The following is a 26,723-nucleotide window of genomic DNA, read 5'->3' as shown; positions in this document are numbered from 1 at the left end:
AAGCAAAATAGAAAGCATAGAAAGAAGGAATGGTGAAATATGAGAACGATTCAACGTTTACAGGAAGAAAATGAAGCAGCATTAGAGAGGCTATCATTATCGATGGAACGCTTACAGGTAATGTTAACTGAGGATACTGTGTGTGAGAAGTACCGTGACTTTTTTAAGAAAAATGCTGCCTTTTTACTAAAGTTATATCATATAGCGTTAGCAGTAAAAAGTGGAGAGCAGGCAAAATTAACACTAGAGCAGTTAAAACAGCAAAACACGGAACTGTATGAAGATATTCTAGATAATAATTATAACCAAAGTTATGCAAATCCTGCTTATGCAGTTTCGGTATTTGGTGAGGAATATGGTAAGATTATAACCTTTTTGGCAACAGAAGTTCGTTCTTTAATTCCATGTGCTTTTGAGTATAAGTTACTACCATTTACCATGTCTGTTGAACTCTTTATTGAAGTGTACAATTACTTTGAAGAAGAGGATGAATATACTTATAAAGACGTAAAACGTGCCATTTATTACTTTGCGAGCGATTATGCAGAAGACTTTATGGACATGCGTGTGCGTGAGATGTATGATCCAACTTATACCTTTGCTTATGATATTATTATGGATTCCGATTTATCAGACCTTAGATATCTCTATCAATACGGAGAATATATTACAGATAATGAATTAAAAATTGCCGAGTTTTTAAATGAACTTTCACCTAAGGAAGTAAAAGCGATGGCAGATACTTATACCGAAGGTTATGTACGTGGTTTTGTTATGATGGGTGCGGACTTATCAAAGAAAAGCATTGTAGGAATTCGTACCTGCATTGGATTTGAACGTATGATGCGTTATGCATTTCAAAACTTTGAGAATCTAGGAAAGAAAGTAACGGTTTACCGTGTTGCTACTGATGTGATTAATCGTAAGGGTGGTAGAAAAGTAGGTTACTATGCAACAAGTCCTAACCCACAATATGAATACGACCATCGATTTGATAAAGGACTTTTCTTTGATAAAAACTATGCAGAGCGTCATTTGGTCGCTACCAAAGCAGCAATGGAAAAATACCGTGTGGAATGTGCTTCCTACGCAGGTCCAGCTGTGTTAGAAACTTTTGGAGAACCAGACTTTGAGCCAGTGAATAAACCAGAAGTAATTCATTTGGATAAAAAACAACAAGAATTAAATACACAGTCACAAGGACAGATAAGTCAAATGATGCAGGAGTTTATCAAATCAGAGGAAATCTCCTTTACCATTATTGCTTATCCACTTCCATCTATCGGAGATAAGTTCCAGGATATATTTGCTGAGACTGTCAAAGTAAATAATCTGGATAATGAAGAATATAAAGCAATCCAGCAACACATCATTGATGCACTTGATCAAGGTGTATACTGCCAAATCTTAGGTGCGAATGGGAATACAACAGACTTAAAAGTAATGCTTTATGAACTAAAGAACCCTGAGAAGGAAACAATATTTGAGAACTGTACAGCGGATGTTAATATTCCGGTTGGAGAAGTATTTACTTCACCAAAGCTGACAGGAACGAATGGCTGTTTAAATGTGAGCAAGGTTTTCTTAAACGGTTTAGAATATAAGGATTTAAAGATCTGTTTTGAAGATGGTATGATATCTGACTATAGCTGTTCAAATTTTACTGACAGTGATCAAAATGCGAACTATGTTAAAGAGAATATCTTAATGAACCGAGATACTCTTCCTCTGGGAGAGTTTGCAATAGGAACTAATACAACAGCATATGTAATGGGCCGTAAATTTGATATTCAGCGCAAATTGCCAATTCTAATTGCAGAAAAAACAGGACCACATTTTGCAGTAGGCGATACCTGCTACAGTAGAAGCGAGGATCATAAGGTATATAATCCGGATGGGAAAGAGATTGTCGCAAGAGAAAATGAGGTATCTGCCCTTCGTCATACCGATATGGCAAAAGCTTATGTAAATTGTCATACAGACATTACGATTCCTTATGATGAAATCAAAGAGATTTCAGTGTATACCAAGGATAATCAAAAGATTATGATTATAGAAGATGGGCGTTTTGTTCTACCAGGGACAGAGCAATTAAATGATGCATTAAAAGAGCTTCAATAAGAAGAGAAGTAATCACCCTTTTAAAAGTTACTTCTCCATAAAGTGGGGAGTTACCTAAAGATAGAAAGCAAAAGGAAAGGATGTATTTAACATGGCTAAGGTAGGAATTGTAATGGGAAGCGACTCAGATCTTCCAGTAATGAGTAAGGCAGCAGAAATGCTTGAGAAATTTGGAATTGATTACGAGATAACTGTAATTAGTGCGCACAGAATGCCGGACGTTTTCTTTGATTATGCTACAAAAGCAGAAGAAAAGGGATTCAAAGTAATTATTGCGGGTGCAGGTGGTGCAGCACATCTTCCAGGAATGTCAGCAGCTATTTTTCCTATGCCAGTAATCGGTGTACCAATTCACTCAAAAGCATTAAGCGGTGTAGATTCCCTATACTCCATCGTTTCAATGCCAGCAGGTATTCCAGTAGCAACAGTGGCAATTGATGGAGCAGCAAATGCAGGTATTTTAGCAGCAAAAATATTAGCAACTTCTGATCCAGAATTGCTCGAGAAGTTAAAAGCTTACAAAGAAGAGTTAAAAGCTTCTGTATTAGTAAAAAAAGAGAAGCTTGAGAATGTTGGCTACAAAGAATACATGAAGTAATCCCCCAATAATTAAGCTTTGTATAACATTAGAACGAAACAATAAATCATCCTAAGTAAACAAAAGGAGCTATTACAACAATAGGTTTAACCCTATTATGTAATAGCTCTTTGTTCTGCAGTTAGGATATGTGATTTAATCACTGACGGATAATTATTACAGAGCTATACTGTTCATAAAATATATAAAAGGTAAGATACCTCATATCTAATCTATATTGTTAAAAAATAATCAATCATTTTGAAAGATTATTTTGATAAGTGGTATCTAATGATAAAGATAAGAATAGATTTTACGAAATACGAAAGAGTATGATCCAGTTAAATGAATGGAACCCAAAGCCAGTTCCTTTCATCGGATTTACGGTGCAAAATAACGCACATTTTATGAGAAATAGCTACGCAATTTCACATAAGTTGTATTTTGTTATAAATATTAGTTTTAAAAATCTTAATTGGAGGGATAGCGATGAGAAAAAAGACAGTGATTATTGGTGGAGTAGCAGGCGGGGCTACTGCGGCAGCACGCTTACGAAGACGTGATGAAGAGATGGAAATTATAGTTTTTGAAAAAGGGGGAGAAATCTCTTATGCGAATTGTGGTCTCCCTTATTATATCGGTGATGTGATTAAAAGTAGAGATGCCCTGTTATTACAAACACCTGCCGGAATGAAATCTAAGTTTAATATTGATGTTAGAGTTCATAGTGAGGTAGTGAAAATCAATCCCGAGGAGAAAAAAGTAATCGTAAAGAAGGCTGGAGAAGCAGAACCTTACGAAGAAAGTTACGATACACTTATTATAGCAACAGGTTCTTCTCCAATTCGCCCATCGATTGAGGGAATTGAAGCTTCGAATGTTTTTACATTATGGAATGTTCCAGATACAGATGCTATAAAGGAGTACTTAAACAGAGAAAAACCAAAGAGTGCTGCAGTAATTGGTGGCGGCTTTATAGGAATTGAGATGGCAGAAAACCTTCATGCCGCAGGATTATCTGTAACCATGATAGAGATGCAAAATCAAGTGATGCCAACGCTGGATTTTGAAATGGCACAGCTACTTCATGAACAGATTCGAAATCAGGGAGTGGAGTTAATCTTATCCGATGGTATGAAAGCCTTGGAACATGGTGAGAAAACAAAGATATTACTTAACAGTGGAAAATCTTGTACTGTAGATATGGTTATCTTATCAATCGGCATCAAGCCAAATAGTAAACTTGCAAAGGAAGCTAATCTTGTACTTAACGAGCGTGGTGGTATTGTTGTCAATGAATATCTACAGACATCAGACCCTTCCATCTATGCAGTCGGCGATGTAATAGAAGTAGAGAATCCAATTCTATCAAATAAAACAATGATTCCTTTAGCAGGACCAGCTAACAAGCAGGCAAGAATAGCTGCTGATAATATTGCTGGAGATAACTTAAAGTATCAAGGTACAATGGGAACTTCGGTCGCAAAAGTATTTGACTTAACAAGCGCTAGTGTCGGGGTAAATGAGAGAATGTTAACGCAGCTTGGTAAGAAGAAGGATGTTGACTATCATACCGCGCTCATTTATCAGAAATCACATGCAGGATATTATCCGGGGGCTACTACTTTGGCACTAAAGCTTATATTTGGTACGATGGGACAAATCTATGGTGGTCAAATCGTTGGTGTGGAAGGAGCAGATAAGAGAATCGATACATTAGCAACTGTGATGAAGCTAGGTGGTAAAGTACATGATCTAACGGAACTTGAACTTGCTTATGCACCACCATTTTCTTCAGCAAAAGACCCAGTTAATATGCTGGGATTTACCGCTGAGAATATCTTAAATGGTCTCGTAAGTTTTATTGAACCTAAGGAGCTTGATGAGATTCTAGCAGAGGAAGAACAATCGAAAGACTATATCGTACTTGATGTAACAGAAGAAGTAGAACGAATGGTATATCAGATACCAAAATCTTATCACATACCTCTTGGACAGCTACGACAAAGATTGGATGAGTTAGATAAAAATAAAACGATTGTTCCATATTGTGCAATTGGGGTACGTTCCTATAATGCAGCTCGAATTTTGGAACAACATGGATTTCATAAAGTGAAGGTGTTATCAGGTGGAACTTCATTTTATAAGGCGATGCATCATGAAGTATATTTCAATGCATATAAAAAGAATGAGGAAGATATGAGATCAGAAGAAAGTTTAACGAATGGTTCAGAAAAAGTAGAGGCAGCAGAAGCTCCTATGAAAAAAATGCAAGAGAGTGAAGCGTTAATGGGAAGCGAAGCATTAAAAGAGATACCGGTAGAAGAAATCCATATCTTAGACTGCTGTGGGCTTCAGTGTCCTGGACCTATTTTAAAGGTAAATGAGACACTTTCCAAATGTAAGGATGGGGAAGTAATAAAGGTAACTGCAACCGATATGGGATTTGCACGAGATGTAGAAGCATGGTGTAGACGAACAGGAAACACCTTAGTAAAAGTAGAGCGTGGCTCAAAAGAAAATACCGTATACATCAAAAAAGGAAATGAATCGTGTTCGATTTTAAATTCTATTGTTCCGACCACACTACCACAAGGTAAGACAATAATTGTATTCAGCGGTGACCTAGATAAAGTATTAGCCTCCTTTATTATTGCAAATGGCGCAAAAGCGCTTGGAAGACCTGTTACTATGTTCTTTACCTTCTGGGGATTAAATGCATTAAGAAAGCCAGAAAAAGTGAAAGTAAAGAAGCCATTTATGGATAGAATGTTCGGTGCTATGATGCCTAGAGGCAGCAAGAAATTAAAGCTGTCAAAGCTTAATATGGGCGGTATGGGAACGAAGATGATGCAAAAAGTAATGAAAGATAAGAATGTAAATTCTGTGGAAGAATTGATGATGCAAGCATTGAAGAGTGGAATTAAGCTAGTTGCTTGTACAATGTCGATGGATGTCATGGGAATTACGAAAGAAGAATTACTTGACGGGGTAGAGTTTGCTGGAGTTGCAACTTACCTTGGAGATGCAGAAGAATCTAATGTTAATTTATTTGTTTAAAGAACGAAACGTAATAAGCAATGTAGCAAGGGTGATAAAGAGTTGTAGTGCAGTTTTAGGTGATAGATTATATTGATATGAAAAAGGTGAATCGGCCCATTGGTTAAATGGCATATTCACCTTTTTGTTAATTCATCTTATAGCTTTAAAGATAGTATTCCTTAAAGCTGTTAATTCATGACAAGGAGAAGTACGCGAAGCGTGCTTCTAAATCTATTATACCTAAAAATCATAACCTTTTGAATCTATATACTTATCCTCTTGAATCTAAACCATATTTCCAAGTTTTATAGATGGTTACTCCCATTTCTATTAACTCAACCATGATGCCAAAGAAAAGTAGGAAATTAATAATAAAATCCGAATTCCACCAGGAGATAAAATCAAAATTAGAATTTAATGTAGCTCCTATTTCAGTTTCTAGAAAAGTTATAAAATCAGGATTAAAGAATGGAATCATCTTTAAAAGTATAAAAGTTATGATAATCTGAAATATCCCAGTAATAATACACATGATCATTACTCGTACGTTATATCTACCTGTGATTAGTTTTACAATCTCATAAGCTATCCCAATAACAAAACTTATTAATATCATTGGTAATATAATATTCCAGACCTCTATGTTAATCGGAGATATGACCTTAACACCATTTTTGGTCATAATGCCCAAGCGTTCAATGGAAGGCAGCAAGATAATAACAATGGCAAATATTATTGTGAAGATAATACCTGCTATGCTATCCCCTCTGTTAATGAGAGCCTTTTTATCAGGTACCTTAGGGAGATATTCTGGTTTCCATGTCTGTACATCAAAATCTCCATTCGTGCTCATTAGTTGATCGAGTTTCCATTTTTTAAGAAATTCCACTTTTATATGCTGGTGCTGTAGAAAAGCAAAGATAAGAGTAATTATTCCAAAGCCACAAATACTACCCATAAACAAAGTACTAGCTAAATTTATTAAGCAAGTAAGCAAACTGTTTTCACTAAATAGGAGTTGAACAATAAAAGAAACAATTGCGGATAACGCAACGGCAGCCAATACAATTTTAACGAGCCAGCAATAATCATCGAAGTATTCTGGGCTAATGAGATATTTACTTTCATCTCGGTAACGTTTTGCAAACTCCATTGGATCTCCAAGTTCAAGCAAAATATTCTCCATATCAGTATCATTATTTCTGGCATCATACATATCACTAATGAGTTCTTCTAGTTCCATCTTTATTTCTGCTCTTTGATCTCTCGGAAGTTGTGAGATTACTTGATATATATACCGATTCATTAAATCATTTTGTTGTTTTTCCATCAAGACTCCTCCATTAATAATTGATTCAGATTCTCAGACATCATAAGCCATTGCTCTTTTAATTGGGAATAGACTGTATTCCCAAATTCAGTTCTATGGTAATATTTACGAGGCTTTGATTCACCCATTTCCCATTCACTTTGTAATAAACCTTGTTTCTCCAACCTTCTTAGCAGTGGATATAATGTATTAGGATCTATGGATACGCCTTTTTCTTCTAATGCTTGTACAAGAGAATATCCGTATCTTGGATTTTTTAATAAGCTCAAAACGCTAAGGATCAAAGTACCTCTTCTTAGTTCTAGTATTAAGCCAGAAACTAAGTCCTTTTCATCACCCATATTTCCACCTCCTGGATACATTATACTGTATGATATACAGTATTGTCAACAACACAATATTATAAAATATAAAATAGTTTTGCATCTGTATTTGAATAATAAAAATCTTGAAAATAGGAACCTAATTTATAAGAGTATGGGTGCATTTTTATAGCATAGCTTATAGGCTTATAAGTTAGAATAATAAATGAGATAAGAAATTAAGAATGGAAAATTAACGACAAAGGATGGAACATATGGTAGAATGATACTCGTAAATAGGTTGTGAAAATAAGAGAAGATAAGCGAATCTATCAATCATGAAATAAACAAAAGAGAGCTAAGAAGAAATTTTAAAATACATTATCAGGAGGGTATCCATGGATTACAAGAAAGCAGGAGTAGACATTGAAGCAGGTTATAAGGCTGTAGAACTGATGAAAAAACATATTCAGGGAACGATGAGAAGTGAGGTGTTAACGGGAATAGGTGGTTTCTCGGGTGCATTTTCTTTGGCCTCCTTTAAAGACATGGAGGAACCTACCTTAGTATCTGGTACCGATGGTGTTGGTACAAAGTTAAAACTTGCTTTTGTATTAGACAAGCATGATACGATCGGGATTGATTGTGTTGCTATGTGTGTAAATGATATAGCATGCGCTGGTGGAGAGCCATTATTCTTCCTAGACTATATTGCCTGTGGGAAGAATGAGCCTGAGAAGATTGCTACGATTGTTAGTGGTGTAGCAGAAGGTTGTAAACAGTCGAATGCTGCATTAATTGGTGGTGAAACAGCTGAAATGCCTGGATTTTATCCAGTGGATGAATATGATCTTGCGGGATTTGCAGTTGGTATCGTTGACAAGAAGAAATTAATTACAGGAGAAAACTTAAAAGCTGGTGATGTTTTAATTGGAATTGCTTCCTCTGGTATTCATAGCAATGGATATTCTTTGGTGCGTAAAGTATTTAATATGAAGAAGGAAGCTCTTACTACGTATTATGAAAGTCTTTCTGCAACACTTGGAGAAGTTCTTCTTACACCAACTAAAATCTATGTAAAAGCACTGAATAGTTTAAAGACAGAGAATGTGGAAGTAAAAGCATGCTCTCATATCACTGGTGGAGGATTTTATGAGAACATTCCAAGAATGTTACGTGAGGGTGTTACTGCTGTTGTAAAAAAAGATTCTTATGACATTCCACCAATTTTTAAAATGTTACAAAAGGATGGAAGTATTGAAGAGCATATGATGTATAATACCTACAATATGGGTATTGGTATGATGGTTGCTGTTGATAAAGCAGATGCAGACAAAGCAGTAAACTTAATCAAAGCGGCAGGAGAAACAGCTTATATTGTTGGCGAGATTAAGGATGGAGAGAAGGGAATCTGCCTATGCTAAGAATCGTAGTGCTGGTATCCGGTGGTGGAACCAATCTTCAGGCTATCATAGATAGTATTCGAATAGGTCGTATTAGCAATGCGGAAATCGTATCGGTTATAAGTAATAAAAAGGATGCCTATGCTCTAACAAGAGCAAGGAATTATGGCATTGATGCTTGTAGCGTATCTCCCAAAGACTTTGAGTCAAGAGAAGAATTCCATGAAGCGCTTTTAAAAACTATTGATGATTATCATCCAGACTTAATCGTATTGGCTGGATTTTTAGTCATCTTACCAAAAGCATTAGTAGAAAATTATCCAAATAAAATAATTAACGTCCATCCGTCCTTAATTCCTTCTTTTTGTGGTGCAGGTTTTTATGGTCTACGTGTCCATGAAGCTGTGTTAGAAAGAGGAAATAAAATAACGGGGGCAACCGTTCATTTTGTAGATGAGGGAACAGATTCTGGACCGATTCTTTTACAAAAGGCAGTTTGCGTAAAGCCTTCGGATACCCCAGAAAGTCTTCAAAAGCGGGTGATGGAGGAAGCAGAGTGGATCATTCTTCCTCAGGCTATTGATGCAATAGCGAACGGTAGAGTAAAGATAAAAGATAACATTGCTATCGTGAGTTAGTGGATGACGTAGAAAAGAGGTAATTATGAATATACTTATCGTAGGTGGTGGCGGAAGAGAGCATGCCATTGCTAGAAAAGTTTCGGAAAGCAGACGTGTTACTAAAATATATTGTGCACCGGGTAATGCCGGTATAGAAGAGATCGCAGAGTGCGTAGCAATCGGAGCAATGGAATTCGACAAGTTAGTAGCCTTTGCAAAGGAAAAAGAAGTAGATTTAACTATTATTGGTATGGATGATCCCCTTGTTGGCGGTATCGTAGATGTTTTTGAAGCGCAAGGACTTAGAGTGTTTGGACCTAGAAAGAATGCTGCTATTATTGAAGGATCCAAAGCATTTTCGAAAGACTTAATGAAGAAATATCAAATTCCTACAGCGGCGTATGAGACATTTGATTCTGCCAAGGAGGCAATTAAGTATCTAGAAACTGCTCATTATCCAATCGTATTAAAAGCAGATGGACTTGCACTTGGAAAGGGAGTATTAATTTGTAATACGTATGAAGAAGCCCTAGATGGTGTAAAAAGCATTATGCTTGATAAGCAGTTTGGAGAAGCAGGAAATCGTCTTGTGGTAGAGGAGTTTATGACTGGTAGAGAAGTATCAGTATTGGCTTTTTGCGATGGGAAGACAATCAAGCCTATGACAAGTGCTCAAGATCACAAACGTGCGAAAGATGGTGATCAAGGGCTAAATACGGGCGGAATGGGAACCTTTTCTCCAAGCCCATTCTACACTAAGGAGATAGATGATTTTTGTAAGAAATACGTTTATCAGGCTACCATTGATGCTATGAAAAAGGAAGGCAGAGACTTTACCGGTATCCTATTTTGTGGACTTATGTTGACCGAGAAGGGACCTAAAGTACTTGAGTACAATGCGAGATTTGGTGATCCAGAGGCACAGGTAGTATTACCACGAATGAAGAATGATATCATCGATGTAATGGAAGCTTGTATTGATGGAAGGCTAGAGGAAATCCCTTTGGAATTTTACGATAATGCTGCGGTTTGTGTTGTGTTAGCATCCGAAGGCTATCCTGAACATTATGAGAAGGGATTTGTAATCCATGGTCTTTCTGCATTTGAAGATAAAACAGATTATTATGCTTTTCATGCAGGTACAAAGAAGACAAATGAGGGTATCGTAACAAATGGTGGTAGGGTGTTAGGAGTAACCGCAACCGGAAAAGATCTGCGTGAGGCTCGTAAGAAAGCTTATGAAGCAACAGAATGGGTACAGTTTTCTAATAAATATAAGAGAAACGATATTGGAAAAGCGATAGAAGAGGCATAATCGATAGTTATTTGCATGGCTTGTATGCTGCTTCAAGAGTTAGGATAATAAAAAATACTTTAAAATCGAATTAGTCCATAAAGTGATGTTATGAACCGTTTCCTATCATGTAGATAGTGAAACGGTTTATTTTTTTATCTTGTGATGACAGATATACCAATGGAAATAGTAATAAATTCAACTCAGATGCCACAATACTGCCATATATCCCATTTAGTATGGAAACGAGTGAAAAAAACCAATAAAAATGGAGAAATAAGTCGGTTAAAATGGTTTATTGTGTTATAATAGTGTGTGTGAAAGTAGGATTAACTAGCTTTGATAATATAGATTAGGCGATTGCAGATGACAAAGTGAATTCTTTTGGGTAGATGGTTTTTCTTATTGATATATTAAATGATATCAATCGTCAATTTGTGCTGACTTACAAATTGACTACCGTTATAAAAGGGCGTTAAAGCGCCAGAATTGAGGTTAGAATGAGATTAGAAATGAAACACAAACGATTAATTATATGGATATTGTGCATCAGCATGCTGATTCCAAATCTAATATGGCAGAGACCAGATGAAGCATATGCAGCATCGAAAGGTATTTGTACAGCATCAACGCTCTATGTTAGAAAAGGGCCGGGAACTTCGTATGATAAAGTAACCTCAGGTAGTGCAGATGTATACCTTGTAAGGGATCAGGAGGTAACAATATTATCAGAAAAAGATGGATGGTATGAGATTGAAGCTACCTTTGGTGGGAAAAAAATCACAGGCTTTTCGTTAGGAACCTACATAAAAAAGGTGGAGAATACAGAAAGTAAACCAACAACAACTCCAACTCCAACACCTACACCAACTAACGGTTCTTCGACAACATATGAGTTAAAACAACCTGCGACAGTAAACGCATCACAATTAAATATAAGAAAAGATAGCAATACCTCAAGTGCTGTTTTAGGAACCTTAGTAAATGGTGATTCAGTAACCGTAATAGGGACAAAGTGGAATGGTGAGGATTGTTGGTATCAAATCCAAACAGAATTAGACGGTAAAACAGTAAAGGGATATGTATTAGCTGTTTACATTGAAATGAATTATAAGAGTGGTCTTTATGGTAAGATTCGTTCTAATAAAATAGCTATGCAACTTGATGCAGGAGAAGGAAATAAGACGGTATCTGCTGCGGATGGAACAAAATTAATTTTAAATAAAAACCGAGCTGTATATTTGACAGCAGAAAAAAGAATAGGAAATGAAAAATGGTTTTATGTTCGTATTACCTATGACGGAGCGAAATATTATGGTTACTTGCCTGCGCGTTATGTAGAACTAGATGGAACAAAAGTAACAACAGGTGGTGATCAGGATAATTCTAATTCTGATGGTAATGAAGAAGATAATCAGACGGATAATTCAAACACCTCAACAACACCAGCGAGCCATAAGATCAATCTCGCAGGAAAAGTAAATGCAGAGGGCGTCAATGTAAGAAAGGATGCAACAACAGGCAGTGCTAAGGTTACTTCTCTAAATAAAAATACCAAAGTAACCATTTTAAAAGAAAAGTACGATGGAAATGATAAATGGTATCAGATTTCCTTTGTTCAGAATAAAAAAACAGTAACTGGCTATATGCTTAGTAAATATATTACTGCAACTGTTGGAAGTGGATTTTATGCAAAGCCTACAAAAGAAATCATCTATAAAAAGTTAGCTTCCGAAACAGCAGAGGATTTGTATACCGATGACGGAGAGTTGATTAAAGCTTCGAAAGATTCCTATGTATGGGTGTCTGAGGAGAAAACAGTAGCAGGTACTAAGTGGTTTCGAATTAGTTATAAAGAACCTTCGATTACTTATTTTGGATTTGTAACCGAGAATGACTTAGAGTTAATTGGGAAGAAAAAAGATACTGGAGTTCCTCCAACTCCAACTGAAACCCCAGGTGAAACTGTAACACCTACACCTACCGAAGCGGTGAAGCCAACAAATACTCCAACTCCAACGCAGAAACCAATTGATAAAGACGAGGATTTTCAAATACCGGGCGTTATTACAGCATCAACGCTAAATCTTAGACAAGATGCAACTACAAAAAGCAAGGTATTGGGGACATTATCAAAGAATACAAAACTAACCGTACTGAATCAGGTTAAGGTAGGAAGTGAAACTTGGTACCGAGTAGCTGTTACTGTTAACAAAAAACAGACAATTGGGCATGTTCTTAGTAACTATGTTAAATTAACCTTAACAGAGAAAGCGACCGCATCAATTTTAACTAGCAACACGAGATTGAGAACTTCCGCAAAAACAACGGCTGGCTATGTGAAATATAAGAGTGGAACGATTGTAAATCTCGCGAAAGGGACAAAGGTAACCTTGATCTCAGAGGAAACCTCGAATGAAAAGTGGTTCAAGGTATCTTATACAAAATCAGGTGAGACGGTAACTGGTTACCTACAGGCAAATTCAGTAACATTACTTGCGAGTGGCCCAGCACCTACTCCTACTCCGAAACCGACTGCAACGCCAACACCAACAGCAACGCCAAAACCAACAGCAACACCAACAGCAACACCAAAGCCAACATCCTCGCCGGCACCTACTGTTACACCAAAGCCATCCGTAACCCCAACTCCAACAGCTCAACTTTTCACAGCGGATGGTATAATAATTAATGCAACAGCTCTCGTTGTAAAACAAGCACCTGGTTATAGTAGCTCTTTCGTTAAAAATAACGCAGGCTATGCAGTAACACTCTATAATAATGATACAGTAAAGGTGTATGGAAAGTATTACGAGGATAATATCTATTGGTTTCATATTAAATTCACCCAAAGTGGCATCGAATATTCTGGCTATGTGAATGAGTATTACGTTAAAATTGATGAATCAACTATAGTGGATGGTGATTCTGGATCCAGTGTCCCAACGCCAACCCCAACACTACCAGATAACCAAGATTTCGAGCAACAACTAACAATACAGGGATTTCCAGAGAGCTATAAGCCATATTTACGTGCTCTTCACGAATTATATCCTGACTGGAAGTTCGAGGCTTATCACACCGGACTTGATTGGAATACTGTAATTAATAATCAAAGTGTTCCTGGTAAGAATTTAATATCAAATAGTAAAGGAATAGAGTGGAAATCCTTAGAGGAGAAAGCTTATAACTGGAAAACAGATAGTTTTATAGTATATGATGGCTCCACTTGGGTTACTGCCTCAAGAGAAGCAATTGCGTATTACATGGATCCAAGAAACTTCCTTGATGAAAAGTCAGTATACCAGTTTGAAGTGTTAACCTATAAACCATCCTATCAGAACCTAAGTGGTGTTGAAAGTATTCTAAAGTATACACCTCTATCGAATGCTAGGTATACTTATACTGATGATTTTGGTGCAACACAAAGTATTACCTATGGTGAGACATTTATGAAAGCAGCAGAATATTCAGGCGTAAGTCCATATCATCTTGCTTCTCGTGTAAAGCAGGAGGTAGTAACTGGCACCTCTTCTTTAAGTAATAGTGTCTCTGGTACCGTAAGCGGATGGGAAGGGTTATATAATTTTTATAATATTGGTGCTTATCATTCCACAGTAGCAGGTGGTGCAATTGCAAATGGTTTAAAGTATGCGAAAAATGGTAGTACAAATGCAACTTTAAATATGAAATCATTAATCCCTTGGAATAATAGGTATCGTTCCATCGTAGGTGGTGCATTTATTATTGGTGACTCTTATATCAATCGTGGTCAAGATACGATTTACCTCCAAAAATTTAATGTAACTCCGACCTCTACCCATTCTCATCAGTATATGGCGAATGTAGAAGCGCCATTTTCTGAAGGAAAGAAGGTTGGAACAGCATATGCTCAGATTGGCAATCTCCCATTGGTATTTTCCATTCCTGTTTACTTAAACATGCCTGAGATTCCATGCGCTGCACCAACTACAAAGTATAATCCGAACAATTATTTAAAGACTTTGAGTATAAAAGATCTAAATGGAAATGATTTGACATTAACACCAACATTTGACATACTAAATACGAAAGAGTTCTCTTTGGTTGTACCTAACAGTTGTGAGGGAATTAATATATCGGCTACTACAGTAAGTAGTAAGGCAGTTCTTAGTGGAACTGGTGTTGTGCCATTAAATGAAGGACTTAACGAGATTACCATTATGGTAATTGCTCAAAGTGGAGATTTACGTGAGTATAAGATTTCAGTTGTACGAGAATTACAATAAAAGATGGTTGAATACAAAGTGGGTTATTAATTACTCATAGAGTGGAAGAACAATCTACAATAATAAAACGAAATCCCATAGAGTTAACTAACCGGTAAGAAACTAAGGTTTCAAAACGAATGGTTAATTTTATGGGATTTTTAAAACGAGAGGAGAACTTATGAAATTCTGGTATAAAAAAAGCTTAAGATTTTTTCTATGCATGCTTCTTTGTATTTTATTCCTTCATTTCCCTAGTACGAATAGTTTAGCTGCCAGTGCAACCATAAAGATTGAAATACCAACAGAAGAGGTAAGTAAGGAGGAAGAGTTTAAGATATCGATTGTAATAGCTTCCGATAGTACTCTTGGTGACTTTGAAGGTTATCTTTCCTATAATGCAGAAATCATAGAATTTATTTCAGGTCCAGCATGTGTTACCGGTGGCAATGGAATGCTTCGTTTTATGGATACAAATGCATCTGCTTCGGAAAGTGAAAGAAAATATGTGTTGCGATTTAAAGCATTGGAGGTTGGAAACTGTCAGCTATTAATGACCGAAAATCCAATTGCATATGAGTTCGAATCAGGAGACCCGATGTCTGTGTCAGCATATTCTGGGAATATCACAATTCATGCCCAGGAAGCTGCTTCAGAGAATACGAATCTAAGTATATTAAAAGTAAGCCCAGGTACCTTAACTCCTTCTTTTCAATCAAACGTAAAAGAATATAGCATTATGGTTGGACCAGAGACAGAGAAAATCGTGATTAGTGCGATACCAGAGGATACTATTGCAACAGTGAGTGTAACAGGTAATGACTCGTTAAAGTTTGGCAATAATACTATTGTGATTAAAGTAACTGCACAAAGTGGAGATACTGACGAGTACCGAATTCAAGTACTAAAAGAAGAAAGTTATCAGTCAGAAGAGAAAAATGAAAATGACGTTGGAGATGCTCCTAGTTTTAAAGCAGTGAAAGAAGCTGGTAAGATTAAGATATTAGGTCAGTACAATTATACCGTAGTTTCGGAGGAAAACAATATTATTATACCTAAAGGATATGTAAAGAGTAGTATTCTTGTTGACGGCTGCGCTATACCAGTTTATCAACGGAAGGATAGCCTGAAAGAAGATTTTCTACTAATGATTTTAGAAAACCCATTTGGGAATACTTCTCTTTATCGATATGACCGAACAGAAAAGACAATCCAGCTTTATACAGAGCAGGCAATCACAGAAAAAGAGGAGAGCTCTCCTGTTACAAACTATAATCTAGAGTTAAAGGTACAGAAAAAAGAGTTTGAAGAAAAAATAAGTCAATTAACTATCGTTATTATAGTACTGTGTGGCATTTGCGCTATACTTCTGATTGGTATGATACGATTAATGCTTCGTATGAAAACGAACCAAGATGATGATTTGTTCTAAATTTATACTTTCAGAACGATATGAATTTGCGTGGTTGCATAATATTTGTGATGAAGATGATTTTTTGAGTACCTTTGTGATTGCATCCAAACTAGTCTTAAGTAGTATCAGTTGACAAATGAATCATAGTGTTATAGTATGAATATAACAGATATAACTTCGAGAACACGTTGTAATACAGCAAGGAGGTGAAGAATGTGATTGTAACCATTGACTTTAATAGTGATGAAGCAATTTACATTCAATTAAGAAATCAGATAATCCTGGGAATTGCAACCTCAGAAATCAGAGAAGGGGATAATCTTCCTTCGGTGAGAGAATTAGCAGAAAATATTGGTATTAATATGCATACAGTGAATAAAGCTTATACTATATTAAAACAAGAGGGATTTGTAAAACTTGACCGAAGAAGAGGAGCTGTAATCGCACTCGACTATGATAAGATTAGAGCAATTGCTGAACTGAAGAGTCAGATGAGGGTGATTTTAGCTCAGGCTATCTGTAAAGATATTAGTTGTGAGGAGATTCATGAGCTGATGGACAGCATCATGGGAGAGTTCTCCTGTGATTCCAGATAGGAGGTAACCATATGTTATGTGATATTTGCGGAAAGAAAGAAGCGAAAATCTACTATACGGAAATCATTAACGGAAAGAAAAAAGAGCAGCATCTATGCTCGGATTGTGCATCTAAGAATAGTTCCTTTCTAAATTTTCCACAAGGAGATGGGAATGACCTCTCTTTAGGAGGGATGCTATTTGGGCTACTTGATAGTATTGGAAAACAGCAAAATGAGGAAGAAATACCAATTACCAAGTGTAAAAGCTGCGGTTTAAGTTACGAAGAATTTTTAAAGCTAGGAAAATTTGGTTGTGAAGATTGCTATAGTAGTTTTGGTAAGGTGTTAAACAAGAACTTTAGAAGTATCCATGGAGCAGACACTCATACAGGGAAAAAGCCGAAAGGCTATGAAAGTGAAATGAATCGTATCGTAAATGAACTCTCGGAAGAGGATAAACTAACAATACAATTACAGCAAGCAATTGAACAAGAAGAATACGAGGAAGCTGCAAGAATAAGAGACCGAATCCGAGAACTGAAAAAGGTTTAAAGGGAGGTAGGCTATGAAAAAATGGTATGAAGAGCAGTCGGTGGATAACGACATAGTAATTTCTAGCCGTATCCGCCTTGCAAGGAACATCAAAGGATTTTATTTTCAGGAACGAATGAATAGAGAGTCAGCGATACAGCTTGTGAATAAAGTTACTGGACTTACAAAAGACCTAGAACTGAAAGAAAATCAGAAGTTCTATGAATGCAGTGTTAACAAATTACGAGATATCGATAAAGCCTCCATGGTGGAATATCATATTATCAGCCCTCTCCTTGCAGAAAAGGAAGTAGAAACAGGACTTATAGTTTCTCAAGATGAGAGTATCAGTGTTATGGTGAATGAAGAAGATCATCTTCGCATTCAAGCTGTTGCAAGCGGTATGAATATGGAAAAGGCATTTTTAGATGCGGATAGAATCGATGATTTTTTTTCTGAGAAGTTGGGCTATGTGTTTAATGAACGATATGGTTATTTAACAAGTTGTCCAACTAATGTTGGAACTGGACTTAGGGCCTCCTATATGGTATTTTTACCAGCGTTAAATATCTCAGGTAAGATTGATAAACTTGCAGAAGAAATTGGCAGGTACGGAGCACAGATTCGAGGTATCTATGGCGAAGGTACCAAGGGGTTAGGACATATCTTTCAGATATCCAATAAAACAACCCTTGGGAGATCAGAAAAAGAGATCATTGATAATTTGGAAAAAATCGTGGATCAAGCAGTACTGCAAGAAAGAAAACGCAGAGAATTTCTGCTAAACATGAATGGCGATGAAATTGAAGATAAGGTATACCGTTCTTATGGTGTATTAAAATATGCAAAGAGTATTAATACCATTGATGCACTCATGATGTTATCTCAGTTAAAGCTAGGAATGGATGAGGATCTTATAAAATTAAAAGAACCTATTAATATTCATAAGTTGATGATGGAGATAACGCCAGCAAATTTACAAAAGAGTCTGGGAAAGAGTATCGGACGTGGTGAACGAGACCGCTATCGTGCGGAATACATCAATAAAAAGCTACCACAGCTTTAAAAGAAGAATGGAGGAATATATGAGAGATAGATTTACCGAAAATGCGAAAGAGGCAATCAATCTGGCAACTGATGTCGCTTTCCGCTTAATGCATAATTATATTGGAACAGAGCATCTACTCATTGGTTTGCTAAAGGCTGACGGAGTTGCCTCTAAAGTTCTTGAAACAAATGGTGTTGAAGAAGAAAAAGTTTTAGAGCTAGTCAATCAATTAATTGCACCAAATACGCCAGTGAAAATCACAGGTAATAACAATTTCACAAGCAGAGCAAGAGGAATTTTGGAACAAAGTGACAAAGAAGCAAAAAGAATGAATGCAGAGCAAATAGGCACAGAACACATACTGATTGCTTTGATGAAAGAAACTGACTGTATTGCAGTAAGATTACTAAATACTCTAGGAATTAATATTCAAAAACTCTATGTAGATACTTTAGCAGCAGCTGGTGTTGATATGAATGCAGCGAAGAGTGAATTCAGTGCAACCAAGGGAAAAGGGAAGGGAAAATCCTCTACACCTACGCTTGATCAGTATAGTAGAAACCTTACGGATTATGCAAAAGAAGGAAAACTAGACCCAGTCATTGGCAGAGAAAATGAAATTAATCGTGTCATTCAGATTCTAAGCAGAAGAACGAAGAACAATCCTTGTTTGGTGGGTGAACCAGGTGTTGGTAAGACTGCTATTGCAGAAGGATTAGCATTAAAGATTGTGGAAGGCGATGTACCAGATACCATTAAGGATAAACGTGTAGTGACTTTAGACTTATCTGGTATGGTAGCAGGTTCAAAATATCGTGGTGAATTTGAGGAACGTATTAAGAAAGTAATATCAGAAGTTATTTATGATGGAAATGTGCTGTTATTTTTAGATGAATTACACACTATTATAGGTGCAGGTGGAGCAGAGGGTGCGATCGATGCTTCTAATATTTTAAAACCATCCCTAGCACGTGGAGAGCTTCAATTAATTGGTGCGACTACAAGAGAAGAATATCGTAAGTATATTGAAAAGGATGCAGCATTAGAGCGTCGTTTTCAACCAGTTGTGGTGGAAGAACCATCTGAAGATGAAACCATCAAAATCTTAATGGGACTACGCACTAGTTATGAAATTCATCATAATGTTGTGATCACCGATGATGCTGTAATTGCAGCGGTAAAACTATCAAAGAGATATCTTAATGACCGTTATTTACCAGACAAAGCAATCGATCTTATGGATGAGGCTGCATCAAAAGTACGATTAAGCACGTACGTAGTATCACCAAAGATGAAGCAGTTAGAAGAAAAGATTGCAGAACTGGAAGCAGAGAAGGAAGAAGCTATTAAAGCAGAGGCCTTTGAGAAAGCTAGTGAAATTAAGAAAAAACAAGATAGAGCAAGAGATACACTAAATCGTCAGAAGATTGAGCATGAAAAGGCTAGGGAAGAGAATAAACTAATGGTAACAGAGGGTGAAATTGCGGAGGTGATTTCAGGCTGGACCAAGATTCCGGTAAAGAAACTGGAAGAGGAAGAAAGCGAGCGTCTCATGAAACTGGAGGGAATATTGCATGAACGTGTTGTGGGACAGTCGGAAGCGGTTTCGGCGGTTGCTAAAGCGATTCGCCGTGGCAGAGTGGGGTTAAAAGATCCGAATCGACCAATTGGCTCCTTCTTGTTCCTTGGACCTACGGGTGTTGGAAAAACTGAGCTAAGCAAAGCACTCGCAGAAGCGATGTTTGGAAGCGAGAATTCCATGATTCGAGTTGATATGTCTGAATATATGGAAAAGCATAGTGTATCGAAGATGATAGGTTCTCCTCCTGGATATGTTGGGTACGATGAAGGTGGACAGTTAAGCGAGAAGGTACGCAGAAATCCATATTCCGTGATATTATTCGATGAAATTGAGAAGGCGCACCCGGATGTATTTAATATTTTACTTCAGGTATTGGATGATGGGCATATCACAGATGCACAGGGAAGAAAAGTTAGTTTTAAGAATACAATTATCATCATGACTTCAAATGCTGGTGCGGAGAGGATTATATCACCGAAGAAGCTGGGATTTACCTCCGTAGTCGATGAGAAAGCAGATTATAATCGAATGAAGGAAGGCGTTATGGAGGAGGTAAAACGAATCTTTAAGCCAGAGTTTATTAATCGAATTGATGAGATTATTGTATTCCATTCCTTAACAAGAGAAGATATTAAGAACATTGTTCGTATTATGTTAGCGATTATTGAAAAACGCTGTGAACAGCAAATGGATTTAAAGCTTACGATAGAGGAAAGTGTGATTGATTTTATATCAGAAAAAGGCTTTGATGATAAATACGGTGCAAGACCAATCCGTCGTGCAATACAAAGTTATATTGAAGACAAATTAGCAGAAGAAATCTTAGAAGGTAAGATTAGTTCGGGGGATTTTGTAACAGTTAATTATAAAGAAAATCAGATTGTCATGACAGGGAAAAAGAAACGAACCAGAAAAGCTAAGACAGAGTAAACAAAATTTCCAACTGATTTCATAAGGTTGCGAACAACTATAAAAAAGGCGACAAAAAGCATAGTATTGTTTATGGTATGCTAAAACTGTAATTAGTTTCTTTTGAAGGGAATATCTAACTCATTTTCTATACAAATTCGTCGAAATACAGAATATTTAGTAGCATTATAGTAAGGATTATATTATAATGCATATATAGAAAAATCAACTAGTTAGTATTAGTTATTTTAATAACCCTAAAAACAGATGGTTATGAAACAATACCAGGAGGATAAGAAAATGGCATTAAATGAGAATCTGATTCGTGAAGAAAAGGATGGCACAATTAGCTTTGGTGATTATACCTTAGAGACGAAACAGAAAGTTTCGGATTTCCAACATAACGGAGATTTATATAAAGTAAAGACATTTTATGAGATTACGAAATTAGAGAAAAATGGACTATTTGTTTATGAGTCTGTACCGGGGACAGCAGTATCTCATTTGGATATATCTGAAAAAGAAGTTAGTTTCTATGTAAAGGGCAGTGAAGATGCTCAGATTACATTAGAATTAGAGCCAGAGAAAGAATATAAAATTTTCATTGATGGAACTAATGTTGGTAAGATGAAGACAAATTTAGGTGGAAAATTAATGATTAGTACAGAGCTTAATTGCGAGAGAGATGTTCAGGTACGTGTTATAAAATTATAAACACTAATGAGTGAAGTATCGGAAACAATTGCATCGACTTTCAGTAAACAGTAATAAATTAATTTATGGACGATGCAATTGCATCGGCTGTTTAGTAAACTGGTCGATGCAATAACATGGGAGAAATAAAACATGGCAAAAAAAAGTACCGTATTTTTTTGTAAAGAATGTGGGTTTGAATCTGCAAAATGGGTAGGACAGTGTCCTGGATGCAAATCTTGGAACAGCTTTACCGAAGAACCTGTTGTAAAAAAGACATCGGTTAACAGAACTAGCAATAGAAAAATGGAAACTCCAAAGTATCTCTCAGAGGTACGAACAGAAGAAGAAAATCGTACTATCACAGGAATCGGAGAACTTGACCGTGTACTTGGTGGTGGAATTGTCAAAGGGTCTTTGGTATTAGTAGGTGGAGATCCTGGTATAGGAAAATCCACGTTGCTACTTCAGATGTGCAGACAGCTTACCACGGCAAAAAAGAAGGTACTATATGTTTCCGGTGAGGAGTCTCAACAACAAATTAAAATGAGAGCAGAGCGCCTTGGAACCTTTCAAGGCGAACTGCTATTACTTTCTGAGACAAACCTAGACCAGATTGAAGACATTGTATCGAGGGATACTCCGGAGATTATGATTATTGACTCAATCCAGACGATGTTTAAAGAAGAAATCAGTGCATCGCCAGGAAGTGTAAGTCAAGTACGAGAATCAACAGGAGCCTTGATGCACTTGGCAAAGGGAATGGGGATTTCAATATTTATTGTCGGACATGTGACGAAAGAAGGCGTTGTGGCTGGTCCACGAGTCTTAGAGCATATGGTAGATACTGTACTCTATTTTGAGGGTGATAATACCGCAGCATATCGTATTCTTAGAGCGGTGAAAAATCGATTTGGGTCTACGAATGAAATTGGAGTATTCGAAATGAAGAATACTGGTTTGGCAGAAGTGATGAATCCTTCCGAGTATATGCTCCAAGGAAAACCGGAGGATGAACCAGGATCTATTATAGCAGCCTCTATGGAAGGGACAAGGACCATGTTGGTTGAGGTACAGGCTTTAGTATGTCAATCCAACTTAAACATGCCCCGTAGAACAGCAGCAGGAACGGACTATAATCGTGTTAATTTATTAATGGCAGTTATTGAGAAACGATTGGGAATACAGTTATCTTTCTGTGATGCTTATGTAAATGTTGCTGGTGGTATGAAAATAAATGAACCTGCCCTAGATTTAGCCATTGTGATGGCACTGATATCTAGTTATAAAAATAGAGCACTTAGTAGTAAAACAATTGTGTTTGGAGAAGTGGGGCTTACTGGAGAAGTTCGCGCGGTAAACATGGCAGAACAACGTGTGAATGATGCTAAGAAGATGGGGTATGAAATCTGTATTTTACCTCAGGTAAATCGACAGCATATTAAAATTCAGGGAATCCGTCTCATCGGTGTTAATAACGTGAGAGAATTATTTAAATTGTTGCAAGAATAAATGCTACAATTTATGGCATGCAATTGGTCTTAGGTGGAAAATAACTAAGTTTCAACTCTTAATTTATCTGTGAGCGAAAGCGTGCAAAGGGTAGTAAGATAAAAGATGGGGGTAATCATGCAAAGCGAATCTTTACAAGAGATTATGGAAAAGCTGTATAGTTCTCAAGATCAAGTAGAGAAGACTACATTTGATGTACTCAATGAACAAGATAAATTATGTTGCCTTGTTTCAGAAACTTCACTTGAGATACAAAAGCTTATTTCTAAGATGGAAGCGATCAATTATTGTGTTGCAAATCATTTGAAAGATCATTTAGCAAGAGTACAAGGGGAAAAACTAAAAGAGTTAGAACATGTGATGTCGATGGTGGAAGAACAAGAATTGATTGGGATAACCGTTTCGCAGTATATCGACACATTGGCTACACAGGCTAGTTATGCCTGTGAGTTAGTACATATCATGGAGAATGAAGTTGCAGTTCATCGTGAAGATATTGAGGGAATTGAAGAGTGTGTAAACTGTGATTCAGAGAAGGACGCAATTGGCTCAAAGTAATAGAAGAGGGAATGTAGGTGTATTAACAACGGTTTTGTGTTTATACTTGCTTACATTCTTTTTTATTCATGACAAGGAAAAGTTCGCGAAGCGTACTTTTCCTTGTTTGCCTTTCCTGGATAATGTTATAAGTGTTGACAAAGATGGTAATATTCTATATGATAACTGTGAATCTGTGGGAAACCCTTCTTTATTATACATGTGCGTAATAAAAATATGTTAGAAAAAGGCGACAAGGCACTAAAATAGAGGTTTTCTTGATATGTATGCGTGTAAAGCACGCAGATGGGAGTTAGGATGAATATGGATAAAAAGAAAAGATTTACAAAGTCTATTACATTTCGGATTCTAATCGGCGTATTAGTTCTAGTCATACTAGGAGCTGGGTTTTATGGTTTTAAATTACTAGTAAAAGTAAAGGGAAGCTTTAGCTATTTATATAATTATACCGTCGACACAAGAGGAAGTCTTCCAGTAGAGCAATACCTTGATAATGCCAAAGGTGCTGAGGAAGCGCATCCAAGGGCAACGAAAAATACTAATCCAAATGTGCTATCGATGTCTACTCGTATTCAGGTGAATGGGGTAGATGTTAAGAGTTATAAACGTCCTTATGATCTGACATTTTCAGAAGAGGATTTGTCTGGAATGGATCAATTAAAGGGAGTTTATACGTTCCGTGGTGACTATTATAGAAATCACCAAGCTTATGGTTATGCTAATCTTATTGAGAAAAAGTTTGATTCTAATATCTGGTCTTTTACAACAGGAAAGGTATTAAAAAGTAATGGGGTTGATTATTGGTCTGGCAATGGATGGACAGGCCAACCATTGGTTGTTAAATGGGATGATGAGACGAAGAGAATCATGAATCTTTATGATGCTGCTAAGAAAAAGGAAGGGCTTGTAGAAGTAATCTATCCTGGAATGGATGGGTATGTTCACTTTTTAGATATGGATACTGGGGAACCAACGAGAGATGCAATCAACGTTGGCATGACCTTTAAGGGAACTGCTTCACTTCACCCAGGTGGTATTCCGATGTTAGTGATGGGATCAGGAGATGCACAAACCGGTGTATATGGAGAGTGTATAAGTCCAAGAATCTATATCTATAGTTTGATCGATGGCTCGAAACTATACGAGTTTGCGATGAACGATCCTATAGCACCACGTATTTGGCATGCATTTGACAGTTCAGCCATCTTCCATGTGGAATCTGACACGATTATCTGTCCAGGCGAAAATGGTGTATTATATACGTTAAAGCTTAATACAAAATATGATAAGGTAAAAGGAACGCTATCGATCGCACCATCGGAAGAAGTTCGTGTTGTATATAGTGCTGCTCGTGCCTCAGAAGATTATCATGTATGGGGTAGTGAATGTAGCGGTAGCGTGTGGGAAAATTATCTTTATCTTGGTGATAATGGTGGAGTAGTAAATTGCATTGATTTAAATACCATGGAGCTGATATGGACACAAGATGTTGGAGATGATGTGAATTCTTCTATTATCTTTGATAAAGAAGAGGATGGTAAAAAGTATATTTATGTTGCCACTACCCTAAAGTATGGAAAAGACAGCCACAATATGGGTGAGGCGAGTGTATATAAGTTAAATGCAATTACTGGTGAAATTGTATGGAGAAAACCTTATGAAGTTCATAGTGTTGCAGGTTTAGCAGGCGGTTTTTTAGCAACAGGTATTGCCGGTAAAGGAATCGTTTCAAATTCTGTGTTTTACTTTGTTTCAAAGACTCCTAACGTTGAAGGTGGTTATCTTGTATCGTTAGATAAAAAGACTGGGGAGGAAATCTGGAGAACAGATTTAGGGACAGATTCTTGGAGCTCTGCAAATATTATTTATACAGCAAGCGGAGATGCTTATCTGTTACAGGGAGCTTATAATAATAAGCTTATGTTAATTGATGCTACTACTGGAAAAGTCGTTGATAGTATTGATGTTGGTGGCGGAATCGAGGCAACCGCAGCAGTATATGAGAATAAAATTGTTGTAGGGACTCGAAATGAAAAGATAATCGGGGTGACTTTAAGATGATGAGAACGAGATCAAAATGGATAACGGTGGCAGTTCTAGCAATTCTTTGTCTACTATGTGCTGGTGCGGGATTTTTTAATGATGGAGCTAAGGTAACCTCAGATAAGCTAGAAGCTGTTGTGGAACTTAACGGAAAGACAATGGGAGGCGTAGCTTCAAAGATGCCAGATAATAGTGCAAGGATTTTATTTGACAGTATACTAGGAGTTAAGTTAAGAGGATATCGTTCCTACCCTGATGTTAATGAAACACTATCAGCGTTGAAAACCAATGAGATCCAGGTCGCTTGGTTTCCTGATGTGTCAGCAGATTATTTGGCCCGAACAGAGAAAGGAATCCGAAAGCTTGAGATTCCAAAGGCATCCGAAGATAGACTTGAGTTTGGTATGGCACTTTCTGTTAAAAATCAAGCATTGAAAGATGACATTAACGAAGCATTGAACACGCTAAAAGAAAATGGAACTTTAGAAACTCTTGTATCTACCTATATTGAGGCAGAAGAAATCAAACCGATGTATGCGAAGGATTTTGAAAAAATTAAAGCTACCAATGGTACGATATATGTAGGTGTTACGGGTGCTTTACCTCCTATCGATATGGTAGACTTTGAGCAAAAACCATATGGATTTAGCGTAGCTTTGATGCATGAAGTAGGTAAGATATTAGAAAAAGAGATACGATATGTATACCTTCAAAATGATACGAGTTTTTCCATGCTAATGGGTGGTAAGGTAGATGTGCTCTTTAGCTATGGAACTAGTAAAAATACAGTGGATACGAAAAAAACATATTGTATGACTGACGGTTACTATACAATGAATCAATACGCTTACCTGGTTTTAGAATAAAGTATGAAAGGCGGTAATCATCTATGATGATTACTAAAATATAGGGAATTCCAG

19 protein-coding genes are annotated in these 26,723 nt (G+C 36.8%); 17 read left to right on the top strand and 2 right to left on the bottom strand.

Annotated elements, in window-relative coordinates:
• The first annotated feature begins 39 nt into the window (after positions 1 to 39).
• From CC92_RS0108965 to CC92_RS0108955, 3 genes are all read left to right on the top strand, one after another.
• Positions 40 to 2,121, top strand: coding sequence for an aminopeptidase (locus tag CC92_RS0108965; protein ID WP_029503224.1), 2,082 nt, complete (start codon positions 40 to 42; stop codon positions 2,119 to 2,121).
• Positions 2,122 to 2,212: 91 nt separating this feature from the next.
• On the top strand, positions 2,213 to 2,719 hold the full coding sequence (purE, locus tag CC92_RS0108960; protein ID WP_029503225.1) for a 5-(carboxyamino)imidazole ribonucleotide mutase: 507 nt from the start codon (positions 2,213 to 2,215) through the stop codon (positions 2,717 to 2,719).
• Between the two features lie 468 nt (positions 2,720 to 3,187).
• A complete protein-coding gene (locus CC92_RS0108955; RefSeq protein ID WP_029503226.1) occupies positions 3,188 to 5,758 on the top strand; it encodes a CoA-disulfide reductase in 2,571 nt (856 codons plus the stop codon).
• A 253-nt stretch (positions 5,759 to 6,011) separates the two neighbouring features.
• Here CC92_RS0108955 and CC92_RS0108950 read toward each other — a convergent pair whose 3' ends face one another.
• Positions 6,012 to 7,070: an HAAS signaling domain-containing protein gene (locus tag CC92_RS0108950; protein ID WP_029503227.1), complete on the bottom strand. Its 1,059-nt coding sequence runs from the start codon at positions 7,068 to 7,070 to the stop codon at positions 6,012 to 6,014.
• Positions 7,070 to 7,411: a PadR family transcriptional regulator gene (locus CC92_RS0108945; protein ID WP_029503228.1), complete on the bottom strand. Its 342-nt coding sequence runs from the start codon at positions 7,409 to 7,411 to the stop codon at positions 7,070 to 7,072. The genes CC92_RS0108950 and CC92_RS0108945 overlap by 1 nt, the downstream gene beginning before the upstream one ends.
• 359 nt (positions 7,412 to 7,770) lie before the next feature.
• Between CC92_RS0108945 and purM the strand changes: the two genes are divergently transcribed.
• From purM to CC92_RS0108870, 14 genes are all read left to right on the top strand, one after another.
• Positions 7,771 to 8,796 (top strand): phosphoribosylformylglycinamidine cyclo-ligase, encoded by a 1,026-nt coding sequence (gene purM / locus CC92_RS0108940; protein WP_029503229.1) that lies wholly within the window; start codon positions 7,771 to 7,773, stop codon positions 8,794 to 8,796.
• Positions 8,790 to 9,413: a phosphoribosylglycinamide formyltransferase gene (gene purN, locus CC92_RS0108935; RefSeq protein WP_029503230.1), complete on the top strand. Its 624-nt coding sequence runs from the start codon at positions 8,790 to 8,792 to the stop codon at positions 9,411 to 9,413. The genes purM and purN overlap by 7 nt, the downstream gene beginning before the upstream one ends.
• 25 nt (positions 9,414 to 9,438) lie before the next feature.
• Entirely contained in the window at positions 9,439 to 10,710 is a 1,272-nt protein-coding gene (gene purD, locus CC92_RS0108930; RefSeq protein WP_029503231.1) for a phosphoribosylamine--glycine ligase, read from the top strand.
• Between the two features lie 479 nt (positions 10,711 to 11,189).
• Positions 11,190 to 14,957 carry an SH3 domain-containing protein gene (locus tag CC92_RS21575; protein WP_051650745.1) on the top strand — a complete coding sequence of 1,256 codons (3,768 nt, stop codon included), beginning with the start codon at positions 11,190 to 11,192 and terminating at the stop codon, positions 14,955 to 14,957.
• Between the two features lie 160 nt (positions 14,958 to 15,117).
• A complete protein-coding gene (locus CC92_RS0108920) occupies positions 15,118 to 16,368 on the top strand; it encodes a cadherin-like beta sandwich domain-containing protein (protein WP_029503233.1) in 1,251 nt (416 codons plus the stop codon).
• A 197-nt stretch (positions 16,369 to 16,565) separates the two neighbouring features.
• Positions 16,566 to 16,946 (top strand): GntR family transcriptional regulator, encoded by a 381-nt coding sequence (locus CC92_RS0108915; RefSeq protein WP_029503234.1) that lies wholly within the window; start codon positions 16,566 to 16,568, stop codon positions 16,944 to 16,946.
• An 11-nt stretch (positions 16,947 to 16,957) separates the two neighbouring features.
• Positions 16,958 to 17,479 carry a UvrB/UvrC motif-containing protein gene (locus tag CC92_RS0108910; RefSeq protein ID WP_029503235.1) on the top strand — a complete coding sequence of 174 codons (522 nt, stop codon included), beginning with the start codon at positions 16,958 to 16,960 and terminating at the stop codon, positions 17,477 to 17,479.
• 13 nt (positions 17,480 to 17,492) lie between these two features.
• The gene (locus tag CC92_RS0108905) at positions 17,493 to 18,524 is read left to right on the top strand and encodes a protein arginine kinase (RefSeq protein ID WP_029503236.1); all 1,032 of its coding nucleotides are present in this window, start codon (positions 17,493 to 17,495) and stop codon (positions 18,522 to 18,524) included.
• Between the two features lie 19 nt (positions 18,525 to 18,543).
• Positions 18,544 to 21,018, top strand: a complete 2,475-nt coding sequence (locus tag CC92_RS0108900; protein ID WP_029503237.1) for an ATP-dependent Clp protease ATP-binding subunit — start codon at positions 18,544 to 18,546, stop codon at positions 21,016 to 21,018.
• Positions 21,019 to 21,297: 279 nt separating this feature from the next.
• Entirely contained in the window at positions 21,298 to 21,711 is a 414-nt protein-coding gene (locus CC92_RS0108895; protein ID WP_029503239.1) for a hypothetical protein, read from the top strand.
• Positions 21,712 to 21,843: 132 nt separating this feature from the next.
• Positions 21,844 to 23,202: a DNA repair protein RadA gene (gene radA, locus CC92_RS0108890; protein ID WP_029503240.1), complete on the top strand. Its 1,359-nt coding sequence runs from the start codon at positions 21,844 to 21,846 to the stop codon at positions 23,200 to 23,202.
• A gap of 117 nt (positions 23,203 to 23,319) precedes the next feature.
• A complete protein-coding gene (locus tag CC92_RS0108885) occupies positions 23,320 to 23,760 on the top strand; it encodes a hypothetical protein (RefSeq protein WP_029503241.1) in 441 nt (146 codons plus the stop codon).
• A 303-nt stretch (positions 23,761 to 24,063) separates the two neighbouring features.
• Positions 24,064 to 25,821: a PQQ-binding-like beta-propeller repeat protein gene (locus CC92_RS0108875; RefSeq protein ID WP_162175514.1), complete on the top strand. Its 1,758-nt coding sequence runs from the start codon at positions 24,064 to 24,066 to the stop codon at positions 25,819 to 25,821.
• A complete protein-coding gene (locus tag CC92_RS0108870) occupies positions 25,818 to 26,669 on the top strand; it encodes a substrate-binding periplasmic protein (RefSeq protein ID WP_029503244.1) in 852 nt (283 codons plus the stop codon). Before CC92_RS0108875 ends, CC92_RS0108870 begins: the two co-directional genes overlap by 4 nt.
• Positions 26,670 to 26,723: the final 54 nt, after the last annotated feature.

The organism is Lachnoclostridium phytofermentans (assembly GCF_000733755.1).
In the GTDB taxonomy this organism is placed as follows: domain Bacteria; phylum Bacillota; class Clostridia; order Lachnospirales; family Lachnospiraceae; genus Lachnoclostridium; species Lachnoclostridium phytofermentans_A.
This window is presented reverse-complemented; position numbering and strand designations above follow the sequence as displayed.

Bases quoted from the DNA above. Each gene is read 5' to 3' on its own strand.
- CC92_RS0108965 (WP_029503224.1), top strand. From the start codon at position 40: ATGAGAACGATTCAACGTTTACAGGAAGAAAATGAAGCAGCATTAGAG.
- purE (WP_029503225.1), top strand. From the start codon at position 2,213: ATGGCTAAGGTAGGAATTGTAATGGGAAGCGACTCAGATCTTCCAGTA.
- CC92_RS0108955 (WP_029503226.1), top strand. From the start codon at position 3,188: ATGAGAAAAAAGACAGTGATTATTGGTGGAGTAGCAGGCGGGGCTACT.
- CC92_RS0108950 (WP_029503227.1), bottom strand. From the start codon at position 7,070: ATGGAAAAACAACAAAATGATTTAATGAATCGGTATATATATCAAGTA.
- CC92_RS0108945 (WP_029503228.1), bottom strand. From the start codon at position 7,411: ATGGGTGATGAAAAGGACTTAGTTTCTGGCTTAATACTAGAACTAAGA.
- purM (WP_029503229.1), top strand. From the start codon at position 7,771: ATGGATTACAAGAAAGCAGGAGTAGACATTGAAGCAGGTTATAAGGCT.
- purN (WP_029503230.1), top strand. From the start codon at position 8,790: ATGCTAAGAATCGTAGTGCTGGTATCCGGTGGTGGAACCAATCTTCAG.
- purD (WP_029503231.1), top strand. From the start codon at position 9,439: ATGAATATACTTATCGTAGGTGGTGGCGGAAGAGAGCATGCCATTGCT.
- CC92_RS21575 (WP_051650745.1), top strand. From the start codon at position 11,190: ATGAGATTAGAAATGAAACACAAACGATTAATTATATGGATATTGTGC.
- CC92_RS0108920 (WP_029503233.1), top strand. From the start codon at position 15,118: ATGAAATTCTGGTATAAAAAAAGCTTAAGATTTTTTCTATGCATGCTT.
- CC92_RS0108910 (WP_029503235.1), top strand. From the start codon at position 16,958: ATGTTATGTGATATTTGCGGAAAGAAAGAAGCGAAAATCTACTATACG.
- CC92_RS0108905 (WP_029503236.1), top strand. From the start codon at position 17,493: ATGAAAAAATGGTATGAAGAGCAGTCGGTGGATAACGACATAGTAATT.
- CC92_RS0108900 (WP_029503237.1), top strand. From the start codon at position 18,544: ATGAGAGATAGATTTACCGAAAATGCGAAAGAGGCAATCAATCTGGCA.
- CC92_RS0108895 (WP_029503239.1), top strand. From the start codon at position 21,298: ATGGCATTAAATGAGAATCTGATTCGTGAAGAAAAGGATGGCACAATT.
- radA (WP_029503240.1), top strand. From the start codon at position 21,844: ATGGCAAAAAAAAGTACCGTATTTTTTTGTAAAGAATGTGGGTTTGAA.
- CC92_RS0108885 (WP_029503241.1), top strand. From the start codon at position 23,320: ATGCAAAGCGAATCTTTACAAGAGATTATGGAAAAGCTGTATAGTTCT.
- CC92_RS0108875 (WP_162175514.1), top strand. From the start codon at position 24,064: ATGGATAAAAAGAAAAGATTTACAAAGTCTATTACATTTCGGATTCTA.
- CC92_RS0108870 (WP_029503244.1), top strand. From the start codon at position 25,818: ATGATGAGAACGAGATCAAAATGGATAACGGTGGCAGTTCTAGCAATT.